General features: G+C 40.7%; 13 protein-coding genes. 4 read left to right on the top strand and 9 right to left on the bottom strand.

Annotated features, from left to right (window positions below):
• Positions 1 to 4 precede the first annotated feature (4 nt).
• The 6 genes from lepA to H8B06_RS06845 all read right to left on the bottom strand — a co-directional run bounded on the left by lepA (position 5) and on the right by H8B06_RS06845 (position 8930).
• Complete coding sequence (lepA, locus tag H8B06_RS06820; RefSeq protein WP_190993546.1) at positions 5 to 1795, bottom strand: translation elongation factor 4; 1791 nt, start codon at positions 1793 to 1795, stop codon at positions 5 to 7.
• Positions 1796 to 2327: 532 nt separating this feature from the next.
• The gene (locus H8B06_RS06825) at positions 2328 to 2648 is read right to left on the bottom strand and encodes a helix-turn-helix domain-containing protein (protein ID WP_190993547.1); all 321 of its coding nucleotides are present in this window, start codon (positions 2646 to 2648) and stop codon (positions 2328 to 2330) included.
• A gap of 211 nt (positions 2649 to 2859) precedes the next feature.
• The gene (locus tag H8B06_RS06830) at positions 2860 to 4197 is read right to left on the bottom strand and encodes an ammonium transporter (RefSeq protein WP_190993548.1); all 1338 of its coding nucleotides are present in this window, start codon (positions 4195 to 4197) and stop codon (positions 2860 to 2862) included.
• A 258-nt stretch (positions 4198 to 4455) separates the two neighbouring features.
• Complete coding sequence (gene murA / locus H8B06_RS06835; protein ID WP_190993549.1) at positions 4456 to 5775, bottom strand: UDP-N-acetylglucosamine 1-carboxyvinyltransferase; 1320 nt, start codon at positions 5773 to 5775, stop codon at positions 4456 to 4458.
• 127 nt (positions 5776 to 5902) lie between these two features.
• A complete protein-coding gene (locus H8B06_RS06840) occupies positions 5903 to 6595 on the bottom strand; it encodes a DUF4290 domain-containing protein (protein WP_190993550.1) in 693 nt (230 codons plus the stop codon).
• A 58-nt stretch (positions 6596 to 6653) separates the two neighbouring features.
• A complete protein-coding gene (locus H8B06_RS06845; RefSeq protein ID WP_190993551.1) occupies positions 6654 to 8930 on the bottom strand; it encodes an ATP-dependent helicase in 2277 nt (758 codons plus the stop codon).
• 242 nt (positions 8931 to 9172) lie between these two features.
• Between H8B06_RS06845 and H8B06_RS06850 the strand changes: the two genes are divergently transcribed.
• From H8B06_RS06850 to H8B06_RS06865, 4 genes are all read left to right on the top strand, one after another.
• Positions 9173 to 9451, top strand: a complete 279-nt coding sequence (locus H8B06_RS06850) for a SelT/SelW/SelH family protein (RefSeq protein WP_190993552.1) — start codon at positions 9173 to 9175, stop codon at positions 9449 to 9451.
• Positions 9452 to 9539: 88 nt separating this feature from the next.
• Complete coding sequence (locus H8B06_RS06855; RefSeq protein ID WP_190993553.1) at positions 9540 to 10766, top strand: metallophosphoesterase family protein; 1227 nt, start codon at positions 9540 to 9542, stop codon at positions 10764 to 10766.
• A 2-nt stretch (positions 10767 to 10768) separates the two neighbouring features.
• The gene (locus H8B06_RS06860) at positions 10769 to 13798 is read left to right on the top strand and encodes an AAA family ATPase (RefSeq protein ID WP_190993554.1); all 3030 of its coding nucleotides are present in this window, start codon (positions 10769 to 10771) and stop codon (positions 13796 to 13798) included.
• A gap of 179 nt (positions 13799 to 13977) precedes the next feature.
• On the top strand, positions 13978 to 14676 hold the full coding sequence (locus H8B06_RS06865) for a 2-C-methyl-D-erythritol 4-phosphate cytidylyltransferase (protein WP_190993555.1): 699 nt from the start codon (positions 13978 to 13980) through the stop codon (positions 14674 to 14676).
• Here H8B06_RS06865 and H8B06_RS06870 read toward each other — a convergent pair.
• From H8B06_RS06870 to H8B06_RS06880, 3 genes are all read right to left on the bottom strand, one after another.
• Entirely contained in the window at positions 14673 to 14825 is a 153-nt protein-coding gene (locus tag H8B06_RS06870) for a lmo0937 family membrane protein (protein ID WP_130140517.1), read from the bottom strand. The two genes, H8B06_RS06865 and H8B06_RS06870, sit on opposite strands and share 4 nt — an antisense overlap.
• Before the next feature lie 85 nt (positions 14826 to 14910).
• The gene (locus tag H8B06_RS06875) at positions 14911 to 15681 is read right to left on the bottom strand and encodes an MBL fold metallo-hydrolase (protein WP_190993556.1); all 771 of its coding nucleotides are present in this window, start codon (positions 15679 to 15681) and stop codon (positions 14911 to 14913) included.
• Entirely contained in the window at positions 15678 to 15950 is a 273-nt protein-coding gene (locus H8B06_RS06880) for a hypothetical protein (RefSeq protein WP_190993557.1), read from the bottom strand. The genes H8B06_RS06875 and H8B06_RS06880 overlap by 4 nt, the downstream gene beginning before the upstream one ends.
• Between the last annotated feature and the right edge of the window lie 14 nt (positions 15951 to 15964).

Below are 15964 nucleotides of genomic sequence, written 5' to 3' on the forward strand. Positions count from 1 at the left end.
CTTACTAATCCAATTTCAAAACGGCCATGAATGCGGATTGCGGAATCTCTACGTTTCCTACCTGACGCATTCTCTTTTTACCTTTTTTCTGTTTTTCCAACAATTTACGCTTTCGGGAAATATCGCCCCCATAACATTTTGCGGTTACGTCTTTCCGTAAAGCCGAAATCGTTTCGCGTGCGATGATTTTTGCGCCGATGGAGGCTTGTATACGGATTTCAAATTGCTGACGCGGCAAGAGTTCCTTTAATTTCTCACAAATTTTCTTTCCAAAATCATAGGCATTACTTCGGTGGATAAGAGACGACAAAGCATCGACCGGCTCATCATTCAGCCTAATATCCAGCTTTACTAAATCCGACTGTCGATATCCAATTTGATGATAATCAAATGAAGCATATCCCTTAGAGATTGTTTTCAATTTATCATAGAAATCGAAAACGATTTCGCCCATAGGCATTTCAAAAGTCAACTCTACCCGATCGGAGGTTAGGTAAGATTGATTAATAATCGTTCCACGCTTTTGAATACACAGCGACATTACCGGACCTACGAAATCAGCTTTGGTAATCACGTTCGCCTTGATATAAGGTTCTTCTATGAAATCCAATTTACTCGGATCAGGTAAATCAGATGGATTGTGCACAACGACTTCCGTTTTATCTTTGGTAAGAAATGCACGGTAGGATACGTTTGGTACCGTCGTAATAACCGTCATGTTAAATTCACGCTCCAGACGTTCCTGAATAATCTCCATATGAAGCATGCCCAAGAAACCACAGCGGAAGCCAAAGCCCAATGCAGCCGAAGATTCTGGTTCGAAAACCAAGGAAGCATCATTCAACTGCAAACGGTGCATAGATTCCCGGAGTTCTTCATAATCTTCCGTATCAACCGGATAAATACCCGCAAAAACCATGGGCTTGACTTCTTCAAAGCCTTTAATTGCTTCTGTACAAGGGCGATCACGATGCGTAATGGTATCGCCCACTTTCACTTCGCGTGCTTCTTTAATACCGGAAATAATGTAGCCTACATCACCTGTTTTTATAACATTTTTAGCGACTTGGTTAAGTTTAAGTGTACCGATTTCATCCGCAAAATACTCTTTTCCGGTAGCTACAAATTTCACCCGGTCGCCTTTTCGAATTTCTCCGTTTTCCACCTTAAAGTAGGCCATAATTCCTCTAAAAGAATTGAATACAGAGTCAAAAATTAGGGCTTGCAACGGTCCGTCCGGATCACCAACCGGCGGGGGGACACGCTCCACAATGGCGCGTAAAATATCCGGCACTCCCATTCCGGTTTTACCCGAAGCGGGTATAATTTCTTCGCGCTTACCACCGATCAAATCGATAATTTGATCTTTCACCTCCTCCGGCATAGCACCGGGCAAGTCCATTTTATTTAATATCGGAATGATTTCCAAATCATGCTCCAAAGCGAGATAGAGATTGGATATGGTCTGTGCTTGAATACCCTGCGAAGCATCCACAATTAACAATGCCCCCTCACATGCCGCGATAGAACGCGAGACCTCATAGGAGAAATCGACGTGCCCGGGCGTATCAATCAGGTTCAAAATATATTGCTCGCCATCTTGCGTGTATTCCATTTGAATAGCGTGCGATTTTATCGTTATCCCACGTTCACGCTCTAAATCCATGTTGTCCAACAGTTGTGCTTGAGCCTCCCGTTGTGTAATGGTGTTCGTAAACTCCAACAGGCGATCAGCCAATGTGCTCTTCCCGTGGTCGATATGGGCGATAATACAAAAATTACGTATATGCTTCATACAGGTCCTTATCCAATATTCTAATTGGCAAAGATAATTTTTTTAAAGCAGATATTGATATAAAAAAGCAAGCAACAATTACAAGGTCTGCCTACTGGTATTGTCCTTCAACCTATCTTTTTCTGGCGGAAATATACCCTACCCCAAAACCGCTTTTTAACTGAGAAAACAGCCTTTAAAGCCATTTAAACGAAACATATTGTGCTATTTTTTCACAAAAAGAAAAGTCTTTTTTCCTTAAAAAAAGTTCTTAACCCACGAATAATGTTCTAAATCCCCAAAAAATTTCTTTATTCCCCAACATTTGTTCTTAATCCACGAATAATGTTCTAAATCCCTAAAAAACTCCTTTATTCCCCAACATACTGTTCCTAATCCAGAAACAAAGTGCTAAATCCCTAAAAAACTTCTTTATTCCCCAACATATCGTTCTTAATCCAGAAATAAAGTTTAGAAGCACCAACAAACGATCTTTATTCACCAACAAATAATCCTTATTCCGGAAACAAATCCCGCAAGCGTTAAGCAGATTTTACGATTGCCGTGGCAGGCAACCAAATTGCTTTTTATACGCGCGCCTAAAGTGCTTGTCATCATAGAAATGTAACCGACGCGCTACCTCCCGTATAGATAATTTAGGTTCGCTCGCCAACAGATTGTGACCTACAAGCAATCGGATTTTTATAATCCAAGCGTGCAACGTTTCCGGTTTACCTTCGAAAGCCCGGCTAAGTTGCCTGGTAGAGCATCCAAGTGCCTTAGCGATGCCCAAATGGTTCAGATCTTTCTCGCCGTAGTGTGCCCTGACGTACACCTTCGCTTCTTCATAAAGCAAATTTAATTTTTCAGCCATTTATCTTCTCATGCTAACCAACAATTATAGTATAGTATATTTTTCAATTTATATAAACGCTAAAATAAGAATTTACATCTTTTTTTATTTCCTGTCTGGTGCTATCATGAGGATATCCATACTAAAAACAAAAGGTTACGATAAAAAAAAAGACCGATTTGCATCGGCCTTTTCCATTATTTATTTAGTAATCGAGGAAATTTAATGTCCATTAATTATTAGCATCATACGAAAGTCTTTCGCCGTGTTGCGATAAATCCAGTCCCTCTTCCTCCTCTTGTTCGCTGACACGCAACGGCGTTATCACATCCGTCACTTTTAGAAGAATAAATGCGACCACGAGAATAAATACAGAGGCTCCGACAAGACCCATAAGGTGTGCGGTAAACAGTCCTGTTTCGCCGTAATACAGACCATTCACTTCCACGGCTCCGTTGATAGCAGAATGCGCAAATACGCCTGTTAATATCATACCGACCATACCGCCGACACCGTGGCTAGGAAATACATCCAATGTATCGTCAATATTCGATTTCGTACGCCAATCGATCAGTAATCGGCTTATGATAGCTGCGATAGCACCTATAACGATAGAATGTGGAATGCTAACAAATCCCGCAGCGGGCGTAATAGCTACTAAACCAACAACAACCCCAATACATGTACCCATAGCAGAGGGTTTAATGCCTCTAGCAGCATCAAACAAGATATACATAATCGCTGCCGCAGCAGATGCTGCTGTAGTGGTAGCCATAGCCGTTGCCGCCAAGGCGTCCGCCGCAAAAGCTGACCCTGCATTGAAACCAAACCAACCGAACCATAATAACCCTGTACCCAAAAGGACATACGTTATTCTTGCTGGCGTATGTTCTTTAGCTGTTTTACCTTGTTTCAAGTAGATGGCGGAAGCTAATGCTGTTAATCCGGCAGACATATGCACCACTGTTCCACCAGCAAAATCTAAAACGCCCATTTGAAGTAATACACCATCTGGATGCCATGTTGCGTGTGCCAGCGGTGCGTAAATAAAAATAAAAAATAAGCAAATGAAAAGAATATAGGATGTAAAACGAATACGTTCTGCAAAAGCCCCCGTTATAAGCGCCGGTGTTATAATAGCAAATTTGAGCTGAAACATAGCAAACAATACGAATGGTATAGTAGGAGCGCCATCCCAAGGTTCGCGATCTAATACGCCGTTAAACATAAAGAATGTCGTTGGATTTCCAATAACTCCACCGATAGAGTCACCAAATACTAAACTGAACCCAAATGCAAACCACATAACAGCTACAACTGCCATGCATATAAAGCTTTGGAGCATGGTAGAAATAACATTTCTTTTTTTAACCATTCCACCGTAAAAGTAGGCTAAACCGGGAGTCATGATTAAAACCAATGCCGTTGAAGTTAACATCCAGGCCACATCTGCAGAACTGTACTCATGTTCAGCGGATCCTGTCGGCAAAGCGGGGTTAAAAAATGCAATAACCACTAAAGCAACCATCAATAAGAATGGTAAAAATGATTTTTTCTGATATATAGACATATTTCACAATTTTTATAATGCAATAATATGAAAAATTTACAAAAAACAAGCTTTTTATTTAAAAAATTAAAACTAAAACACACAAATACATGAAATATGCATAATAAAAACAACAAAAACCCAGAAAAACACCAATACATATATAAAAAATATATTCTTACCACACAAAACCACAAAAACCACACAAAAAAAACCATTTACACAAACAAAAAAGGGCAAACTTTATGTTTACCCTTTCCATATTATTCAATATTCAACTTATACTTGCGGCACTTCTATTCTTCGAATATCAGCCCCTAAGGCCCGCAATCTATCTTCAATATCTTGGTACCCACGTTCGATCTGATCTATATTATATATGATAGACCTCCCCTGAGCCGAGAGCGAAGCAATTAAAAGAGAAACACCCGCTCGAATGTCCGGTGAAGTCATTTCAATACCTCTTAATTTCACCTGCTTATTCAGGCCAATGACCGTTGCGCGGTGTGGATCACAAAGAATAATTTGCGCGCCCATATCAATCAGTTTATCTACAAAGAACAATCGGCTTTCGAACATCTTTTGATGAATCAATACATTTCCTTTTGCTTGAATAGCCGTCACCAAAACAATGCTTAATAGATCGGGCGTGAAGCCTGGCCATGGTGCGTCTGCAACCGTCAATATAGAGCCATCGATAAAGGTTTCAATTTCGTAGGAGTCTTGTGCAGGAATAAAAATATCATCTTCGCGCAACTCAAATTGTATTCCCAGTTTAGAAAATACAGTGGGGATAATTCCCAATTCTGAAAAACAGACATCTTTAATCGTAATTTCCGATCCCGTCATCGCCGCCATACCTATAAAAGATCCAATTTCAATCATATCTGGCAACATGCGGTGACTCGTTCCCTGTAATCGATCTACTCCTTCAATCGTCAACAAATTTGATCCGATACCCGATATTTTGGCGCCCATACGGTTCAACATTTTACATAACTGCTGCAAATAAGGTTCGCAAGCAGCATTATAAATTGTAGTGACTCCGTTGGCCAATACAGCTGCCATAACAATATTTGCGGTACCCGTTACCGAAGCCTCATCCATCAAAATATACGCACCTTTTAATTCCGATGCATCTACATGAAAGAAATTCTTTTCGGCATCATAAACGAATTTTGCCCCCAGTTTCTCAAATCCCAGAAAATGCGTATCCAACCGGCGTCGGCCTATCTTATCTCCCCCCGGCTTGGGAATCGCTGCCTTTCCAAAGCGAGCCAACAGCGGCCCGACAATCATAATGGAACCCCGCAATCCCCCTCCCTTATGTTTGAACTCTTCTGACTGAAAATAATCGATATTGATATTTTTTGCTTCAAATGAATAGGTATCCTTATTGATCCGATCGACCGAAACACCCAGCGCTACTAAAAGGTCAATTAATTTATTTACGTCCTTAATATCGGGAATATTACTCACCGTCACTTTCTCCTCCGTGAGCAACACAGCGGACAGAATCTGTAATGCTTCATTCTTTGCTCCTTGAGGAATAATCTCCCCCTTTAATTTCTTTCCACCAACTATTTCAAATGCGTTCATACCTTATTATATAGTATATGTATAACTTCCTAATCCCATCACTTTCTAACTTTAAAATAAAACAGAGAGCAACTGAATAACGATTCTCGCCACACAATTGCCCTCCTATTTAAACAGTCAAATAAGTTTACCTTCTGTACGAAACTTTTTTAGGCCCGTTTTTCTTCTTCACCATATTCTTTTTACCGCTACTTTTCTGGTTATTTTTTTGGTTATTGTTATTAGTAGGCGTAGTTCCAATTTTTGTCCGACTGCCCGGAGGAGGTGTTTTAAAATCCAGCTTAGTTAGCACCGTATCCGCAGGCAATGTCAATAGTCCATTAGAAAGTTCCGCTAAATTCTGGATAATATGATCATCTTGCACCGTATCCTTATTCCAGGTCATATAAGCCATCTTCATGAAATTGGCAATGGACAACGCCATGCGCTCCCTATTTTCTGGAGCAGGCATAGCGAGCGCCTTTTCAATCATACGCTCGATGGTGTGACCATAATGTTTATAACGAATGGAATGTTGCGGATAATCCAATAGATCCGGTTTCTTGTGAATAGCGTCACGCGCCGGAATAGGATATGGGGAATCCACATCAATCTTAAAATCAGAAATGATATGCAAATGATCCCATAGTTTATGCTTAAAATCCGAAACATCCCGCAAATGCGGGTTCAATACGCCCATCATGTCGATCACGACCTGCGCATATCGGTTTCTCTCCTCTTTTGTAGGAAGCGTGCAGATATAGTCTACCATATTTTGCACATTTCTTCCATATTCTGCCAAAATTAATTTTGACCGGGTACTGTTGTAGTCGAAATCCATAAAGTGTAGTTTTACGCTTAGAAAACGCTCTATAAGCGTAGTTTATTATCTTATCTTATTATTGTACTATTCTAAGTTTTGCAAATTTAAGCAACAATTGTTTCTGTCCCAACTCTTTAAAGAAAATAGTTGCTTTTATATCCGGCCGGTTACCTTCTAAGTTTACTACTTTTCCAAACCCGAACCGTTCATGCTCTACTTCCATACCGACCTGCAGCGCGGATGTATCCGACGGTGCAAAGCCCGGCGTGGGCACGTGCGCCTTCGGCAATATCGACGTTGTTTTAACCATTTTTGGCTTGGGTTTCGAGTAAGACTCCGTGTCTTTCTGCTTCCAAGCCATACGTTCCGACTGAAAACCGCCCGTTGTTTCCAAAGTAGCTGGCCGTTGCTTAAAATCAAGCTCCAGACAAGCTGGATTGAGCTCATCCAAGAAACGACTAGGCTCACAATTGTTGAGCGTTCCCCAACGATAACGGGACGTAGCATAAGACAAATGTAACTTTTTCTCTGCACGCGTCACCGCAACATAGAAAAGCCGTCTTTCTTCCTCTAGCTCCGAACGGGAATTTAGAGAGAGTTGCGAAGGGAACAAATTTTCCTCCAGACCTACAATGAATACCACCGGAAATTCCAACCCCTTTGAGGCATGTATCGTCATCATAGACACCGTATCTGCATTTGGATCTTTGTCGTTATCATCATTGGTCAACAAGGCGATATCTTGCATAAACACATCCAAACCTTTTTCTTCAATGTCTTCACGTTCGGAGAACTCCTTGATACCGTTCAACAATTCCTGGATATTTTCATAACGACTAAGCCCTTCTACTGATTTATCTTCATAGAGGTCTTTCAATATACCGGAATGTTGTGCGATATGCATCGCTGTATCAAACGCCGAGTTGGTTTTTGCCACCGCTTGAAAACTTTGAATCATCAGCCCAAAATTACCTACCGCATTGGCACTTCGTCCATCGAGAAACGTGTGGGCATTAACGACCACATCCCATAATCGATATTGTTGCTGATCGGCAGCCACCAAAATTTTCTCTACTGTCGTATCCCCTATCCCTCTACGTGGATAGTTGATGACCCGCTTTAATGCCTCTTCGTCGTTAGGATTGAACGTCAAACGGAAATACGCAATCAAATCTTTGATTTCCTTACGTTGATAGAAAGATGTACCGCCATACAGTTTATAAGGAACATTGATTTTTCGCAGTGCCTCCTCCATCGCACGAGATTGTGCGTTTGTTCGGTATAAAATAGCGAAATCTTTATAACGCAGATTTTTTAATGCACGCTCCTGCGTAATAGCCTCTGCTACAATTTTCCCTTCTTCATTATCAGAAAACGCACGGGCAACCTTTATTTTCTCTCCATCCTCATTTTCCGAAAAAACATTCTTCTCCAACTGATTCTGATTCTTTTCGATCACACTGTTTGCCGCATTGACAATCATCTTCGTGGAGCGGTAGTTCTGCTCCAGTTTAAAAATTTGAACGTCCGGATAATCTTTTTGAAAGTTTAGGATGTTTTGGATATTTGCCCCACGGAATGCATAGATACTTTGTGCATCATCCCCTACCACACAGATATTTTCATTGACCGCAGCCAACCTTTTTACAATAAGATACTGCGAAAAATTCGTGTCCTGATATTCATCCACCATCAGGTATTTAAATTGATGCTGGTATTTGTGTAACACTTCTGGATACTTATTCAACAATACATTTGTTTTAAACAAAAGATCATCGAAATCCATTGCCCCTGCACGATAACAACGTTGTGCATAGGTCATGTAAATTTGCCCCATCTGCGGACGTCCATTTGCAATGTCCTCCGCCATGATGGCTTCGTTTTTATTATATTCTTGCGGAGAGATCAGGTTATTTTTAGCGGAAGATATACGTCCATATACGTGATTGGCGTTATACAACTTATCATCGAGGTTCATTTCTTTTAAGATGGCACGAATCAAACTTTTTGTATCATCCGTATCATAAATCGTAAAATTCCTAGGATATCCGATAAGCTCTGCTTCTACACGAAGAATGCGGGCAAATACAGAGTGGAAGGTTCCCATCCATATATTTTTTGCTTCTTGGCCCACAACGCTCATAATACGTTCCCGCATTTCCTTTGCTGCTTTGTTGGTAAAGGTAAGCACCAAAATATGAAAGGGATCCACGCCCTTGCGAATCAAATGTGCCACACGGAAGGTAATAACGCGCGTCTTTCCCGAACCCGCACCGGCAACGATCATTACTGGCCCTTCTGTCTGCTCCACCGCTGCCCGTTGCGAAGGGTTTAATCCTGCTAAATAATCCAAATTTTCTCCTAATTTTTTTGACAAGCACTAACAAAAAGTAGCGGTAAAATTAAGAAAAATAATCGACTAAAAATAAAGGTTTCTACCCGGGCGAGTAGAAACCTTTGTAAAACCAATTATAACTTACCGCCATGCTCTAGCGGCCTGAATTATGAACCACTAATTTAAAAACTACTTTACATTTATGCAAGAGATTTTTTATATTTTTAAAAAAAATCGATTTAATACATAATCCCAACACAATGAAACCCACGATTACTATTTTATATTGTCCAAAATGCGGATGGATGCTCCGCTCTGCTTACATGGCGCAGGAATTGTTAACAACCTTTGTAGATGACATTTATGGTGTCACACTGGTACCAAGCGAAATCAGTGGCCGTTTCTCTGTCGCAATTGACGGAGAAGTTCTTTTTGACAGGAAAATAGAAGGTCGATTTCCGGAAATCAAAGAATTAAAACAACTGGTTCGCGATGCAGTCAATCCAAGCAAAGATTTAGGACATTCAGATAAGAAATAAAAGTAAATTCACACTTCTTAACGTATTTCTGGCATTAATTTCATTAATTTTAATCCCCAAAACACAAGACAGCATAAAAAATACGTGGATGAAGATATTACATACGAGCGACTGGCATTTAGGTAAACGATTGGATTATTTCTCGAGATTAGAAGAACAGCGCGCCGTATTAACGGAGATATGTGAGATAGCAGATGCAGAAAGTGTAGATGCCGTTATTGTGGCCGGAGATCTTTTCGACACCTTCAATCCACCAGTTGAAGCCGTGGAACTATTATACAAAACGTTGCGGCGGCTTAGTCAGGAAGGGCGACGTCCTGTCATCGCCATTGCGGGCAATCATGATAGTGCAGACCGAATCGATGCACCTGATATACTTGCGCGTGAGTGTGGAATTATCTTTATCGGATATCCCCAAGCAACTATTCGACCCTTTCAAATCAAAGACGGATTCGCTATCCGTGTGTCAACTGCGGGATTTCTGGAAATATCCCTACCGCAATACAACTACCCATTGCGTATCATTCATACGCCATTTGCCAACGAGCTTCGGTTAAAACAGTTCTTGGGCATGGACGATAAAGCGCAACAACTCCACGAGCTTTTAAGAAAACACTGGCTCGCCATCGGAAACATACATTGTGACAATCAAGGCGTAAACCTGCTGACAACTCACCTCTATATGTTACAACGTGGCGGAGAAATATTGGAAGAACCGGAAGGCGAAAAGCCGCTCAAAGTGGGGCATGCAGACCTCGTGTATTCCGATGCTATCCCGTCACAAATTCAATACACGGCATTGGGACATCTCCACCGGTTTCAGAATATTGGAGACCAACAAAGTCCAGTTGTTTATCCCAGTAGCCCACTCGCTTACTCTTTTTCGGAAGCGGGGCAGAAAAAAGGCGTCGTGATCGTTGAGGCTGTTCCCGAACATCCCGCACAATACCGATTTGTTCCACTTATCGCCGGGAGAAAACTATATCGCAAGCGTTTTGATGATGTTGACGACGCCGTGTTATGGTTAAATGAAAATCCAGGCACATTGGTCGAGCTAACGTTGGTCAGTAATACTTTCCTTAATTCTGCCGACATGAAGCGCATTCATGAAGCACACGATGGTATCATTCATATCATCCCTATTGTACGACAAACAGCATTGAATTCTGCACAAACGCCGACCATCAATCTCGATCAGGATATTGATGTCCTTTTTAAGGATTACTTTCAACATCGGCTTGGACAGGAACCTAATCCAGAACTAATGGATTTATTAAATGAAGTTATTAATTGTGAAACGGAAACAGAGGATTAAACATGCTACCACTTTATTTAAGTATCGAAGGATTATATTCTTATCAAGATAAACAAGAAATTGACTTTACCCAATTGACAGAAGCCGGACTATTTGGCATTTTTGGCAAAGTAGGTTCTGGTAAATCAACGATACTTGAGGCTATTAGTTTTGCGCTATATGGTGAAACGGAAAGACTCAATAAACAAGAGAAAAGAGCCTATAATATGCTCAATCTTCGCTCGGATATAGCTAATATCGTGTTTGAGTTCTTAAATTACGAAGGACGAAGATTCCGATTCACGGCACAATGGAAACGACGAAAGAAATTTGAGGACACGACCTCCTTAGAACGTTATGCTTACGAATGGAAAAATGGTTCATGGATACCATTAGATTCTAACGATGGAGCAAGCGTAACCCAACTTACCTATCCCAATTTCCGACGGACTATCATTATTCCACAAGGACAATTTAAAGAATTTTTAGAATTGCGAGGTAAAGACCGATCGGAGATGATGAAAGATATCTTTAACCTCGATCGTTTTGACTTGGGCTCTAAAGTTGGGATATTGCAAAAACAAAACAACAGCAAACTCGAACAATTAAACGGCGCACTCTCAGGCTTCGATGCCGTCAGTACGGAAATACTACATAGCAAACAACAGGAGCTTGACACGGCACAACAACAATTGACCTTGGTGAAAGAGGAAACCGCATCACTGGAAAAAGAGGTCAGCCGACTTACGGAGAGCAAAAAAATACGGGAGGAATTAGCGCATAAAAAAGAAGAGCTGCAAGAATACTTGCTAGAACAGCCACGAATTTCTCAGTTGGAAAAAGAACTACAGACATACGAAACTACCCAGCTGGCATTTCGGGAAATCTTAAATACTACACATAGCTTAAACAAAGAAAAAGAACAACTGACGCATAAAATTGAACAACTGACCTCGCGCAAGCTTGACGTTTTAAGTCGTTTGGAAAAAGAAGAGACGGAATGGGAAAAAATAGCCCCTGATTTTCAACGGTTGGATTTATTTAAAGCGGAAAGCGAAGATTTAAAATTGCTTATTAGCATCGTCCAAAATAAAAAACAGCAAGAGGCACTCCACAAACGCCTGCAAGACGGGAAGCCCTATCTCCTACAAGCGCAGGAAGAAGAAAAAAAGCTTTTATCGTCAATAGAAAGCGAGGAAAAGCGATTGGATGAACTCAAAAATACGCGGGTAGACACGTCGGTATTATTAGCATTAGAGGCTTGGTATCAAACTGATGAGAATATCCATAGCAGTATAAACGAATTAAAAACGCAAATCCAACAACTCCGCGACGAATTAACACAAACAACGAAAGTTTTTGAAGAACAGTCAATTGCCATTGACGACTGGGAATCGGCCTTACTTCAGCAAGAAGCGGAATTAAATACCGTGTTTACTTCGCTGCAACAGGAGGAGACCCATTTAAAAGTGCAAGCAAAGTTATCGGAATTTGCTGATAACCTAGCCGATGGGCAACCTTGCCCGCTATGTGGCGCATTAGACCACCCCTATCCTATGATAAACCATGATGTGGCGGTCAACATACAAGAGGTTCTCGGCAAACAAACGGAAATAAAACAGCGTTTACAACAACTCAAAGCGAATCATCAAGTACTAACAGCAGCATCCATACGGCAACGGGAGAAGAACACACAACTCGCTCAACAGGAATCTAACCTCCAAAAAATGGCGGAAAAGCTTAACATCCATCGTGAGCAATTCCGCTGGGAAGAATTTTCCCCTACTGACAAAACGACCTATCTTTCGTATAAAGATAAAAACCATCTTGCGGAAACCCATATCAAATTGGCGGAAACATCCTTGAAGGAGTTCCGCGTGCAGTGGCAAAGCGCGCAATCAAAAATAGAAAAATACAAAAGCTCCCTCGCGGAATTTGAACAACGTATTATTGTACTCGATCAGTTAAACCAACATAATACAGCACAAATCAATATTTTAAAAATAGATGAATTTGGGCAGTTTGAAGAAACGATACTTGTCAATAAGAAACAGGAAACCTTACATAAGATTAAATTACTGGAGGAAGGTCACAAACGTCTTTCTGAATCTATTCAGTCCTTAAGAACCGAATTTGCCCATATTAATGGCGAGCGGACCGCTTCAAAAGAACAGTTTCAACAGCTCTACCAACAACTCAACAATAAACAAGCGGAAATCTCTGCTTTGCTCAAAGAACATGGCTATAGTGATATTGTGCAGGTACAGCATATCCTGCAAAAGAATCTGAATGTGGAGCATAACCGTAAAACTATACAGGAGTTCAACCTAAACCTACAAATCCTGTTGCGGCATATCGCTGATCTGGAAAAACGTATAGTCCATGATGCGTATGAGGAATCGATCTATCAGGAAAAGACGACACTCTATACATTAAAGCGCGAGGAAATGGAATTGCAAATTCGTGTCACGGGAGCATTGGAAAAAGAATATGCGCGCTTACGCGTTGAATTTGATAAAAAAGAAAAATTATTGGAAGAATACGAGAAGCTAACATTTCGTAAAAGTAATTTGACCACTTTGGAAAATCTTTTCCGCGGATCTGGCTTTGTCAACTATGTATCCAGCATACATTTACAACGCTTGTGCGAAATTGCCAATCAACGTTTTCACCGCCTCACAAAAAATAATCTCAGCCTCACCATCAATGAAAATAATGAATTTGAGGTGATAGACTTCTTAAACAATGGCTTTAAACGTTCGGTAAAAACACTTTCGGGAGGGCAAGCATTTCAGGCGTCACTTTGTCTTGCCCTCGCATTGGCAGAAAACATCCAATCCATGAACAAAGCAGACAAGAACTTCTTCTTCATTGATGAGGGATTTGGCACGCAAGACCCCGAAAGTATGAATACGGTATTTGAAACATTGCAATATTTAAATAAAGATAATCGAATCGTCGGTATTATTTCTCATGTGGAGGAACTGAAAGAACGTATTCCGCGAGCTATTACCGTAGTGAATGATACTGAAAAAGGAAGTAGGCTATATTAATTTTCCCTTTTTTGTCCGCAAAAAAGGGAGAAAAAACTCGCCACTTTAAAATTTTGAATGGAGGGATATTGCATACATCGTATCTCTACATATTTCAAAATTTTACATGTGGCATTCAGAAGTTAAGGAGGGGACAGTACAATTGCAGAGTCCCTTTCTTAAAAATTTAATAAAAAAATATGCAAAACAGATACGCTATTATTGTTGCTGGGGGATCGGGAAGCCGGATGAAAAGTGATTTGCCGAAGCAGTTTCTACTGCTTGATGGAAAACCCGTGGTCATGCATACACTGGAAAGGTTCGCCAATGCCGAGCATAAACCTCAATTAATATTGGTGTTGCACCCCGATATGTTCGCTGTTTGGGAAGAGTTGTGCGAAAAACATGATTTTCAGACACCTCATATCGTCATTAGCGGTGGAGAAACGCGCTTCCAAAGTGTCCGAAATGGGGTACAATATATTGCCGAACAACAACATCAGTTTCTGGAAAATACACTCATCGCCATTCATGATGCCGCCCGTCCTATTATTACATCAGAAACGATAGACGCATGCTTTGAACAAACCGTCCTCTATGCTGCCACCGTATTGGCAGTACCGAGTACAAATTCTATCCGACAAGGAAATGAAGTAGAAAATAAAGCTGTGGAGAGAGAGAAAGTATGGATTATACAGACCCCCCAGACGTTTCAAGGGCATATACTGTATCAGGCATTCCAACAGGAGGAATTACCATCGTTTACAGATGATGCCTCCGTGGTAGAAAAATTGGGCTATAGCATACATCTTATTCCAGGTGATCATCGAAATATAAAAATCACCTTTCCGGAAGATATTTACATAGCCCAATTCTATTTAAAAACATTGACCAATTAGGCTGCCCCTCGTATAACACGTAGAAGAATAGCAATAATGGCAATCACTAACAGGATGTGAATAATACCTCCTGAAGCATATCCGCCAAAAAAGCTAACAGCCCAAATAATAACCAGAATAACCGCGATTAAATAAAGAATATTTCCCATGACTTATTGAAATTAAATGAATACCATGTTTCAATAATAGAACAGGGAATAATCAGAAAAGTTTTAACAAGAATAACGTTTTGCTTTATTGAACATCAATAACAAGCCGATCATATGCGACCCGAATACCTTCGGGAAGTTTCGTTTCTATATCTTCATGCTTTCCAAATCGGTGGCTGATGTGCGTCAAATACGTCGTTTTAGCTTGTATTTCCTCAGCAAAGGTAATTGCTTCTTCTTTGGTGAAATGTGAAATGTGTGGTTCTTCTTGCAAAGCGTTTATAACTAATGTGTCAACACCCTTTAATAACGCCTTTGATTCGTCCGAAACAGTTTTAGCATCTGTAATATACGCGAAATTTCCGAGACGAAATCCCATCACAGGCATCTTATAATGCATCACTTCAATAGGTATAATAGGCTGTGTCCCTACGCGAAAGGTCTCTCCTGCCAAAATCGGCCGAAGTTCCAACCGAGGCACACCCGGATACTTCTGTTCGCCAAAAGCATAATAAAACTCACGTTTTAACGACTCATGTGTGATAACGGTTCCATACACAGGGATGGATTGTTGTTGTTGATAATTAAAAGCACGAACATCATCCATGCCAGCTATATGATCTTTGTGTGCGTGTGTAACCAATACCGCATCCAAGCGACGTACATCCTCCCGTAACATCTGGTAACGAAAATCAGGACCGGTATCGACGACAATATTCGTATCATCGTCCAATTGGATCATGATGGACGTACGAAGGCGTTTATCATGTGTATCGGCAGACTGGCATACCGCGCATTGACAGGCGATGACGGGTACACCCTGTGAAGTTCCCGTACCTAAAAAAGTTACCTTCACCGTGCTACCTCTTCTTTCTTTATCATTTTGTATAATGCTATCTTCTTCTCGTCTAATAGTGTTATGTCAACTTCCATATCACGTAATAATTGTATTAACGACTGAATTCGAACTTCGAGGTTTGAAAATCTGTTAACAACGATAACCCGTGTATTTTGAAGTACACATGCACCTGTACGAAAAGAGCCCTTTTCATACCGAACCCGATAACCCAATGTAGCAAAAAGGTCTTCTAGTTTTCCTAAATTATGTTGAGTGAATGCTAGCACGATTCTAAATTATA

The sequence above is a fragment of the Sphingobacterium micropteri genome, from assembly GCF_014692515.1.
Classification (GTDB): domain Bacteria; phylum Bacteroidota; class Bacteroidia; order Sphingobacteriales; family Sphingobacteriaceae; genus Sphingobacterium; species Sphingobacterium micropteri.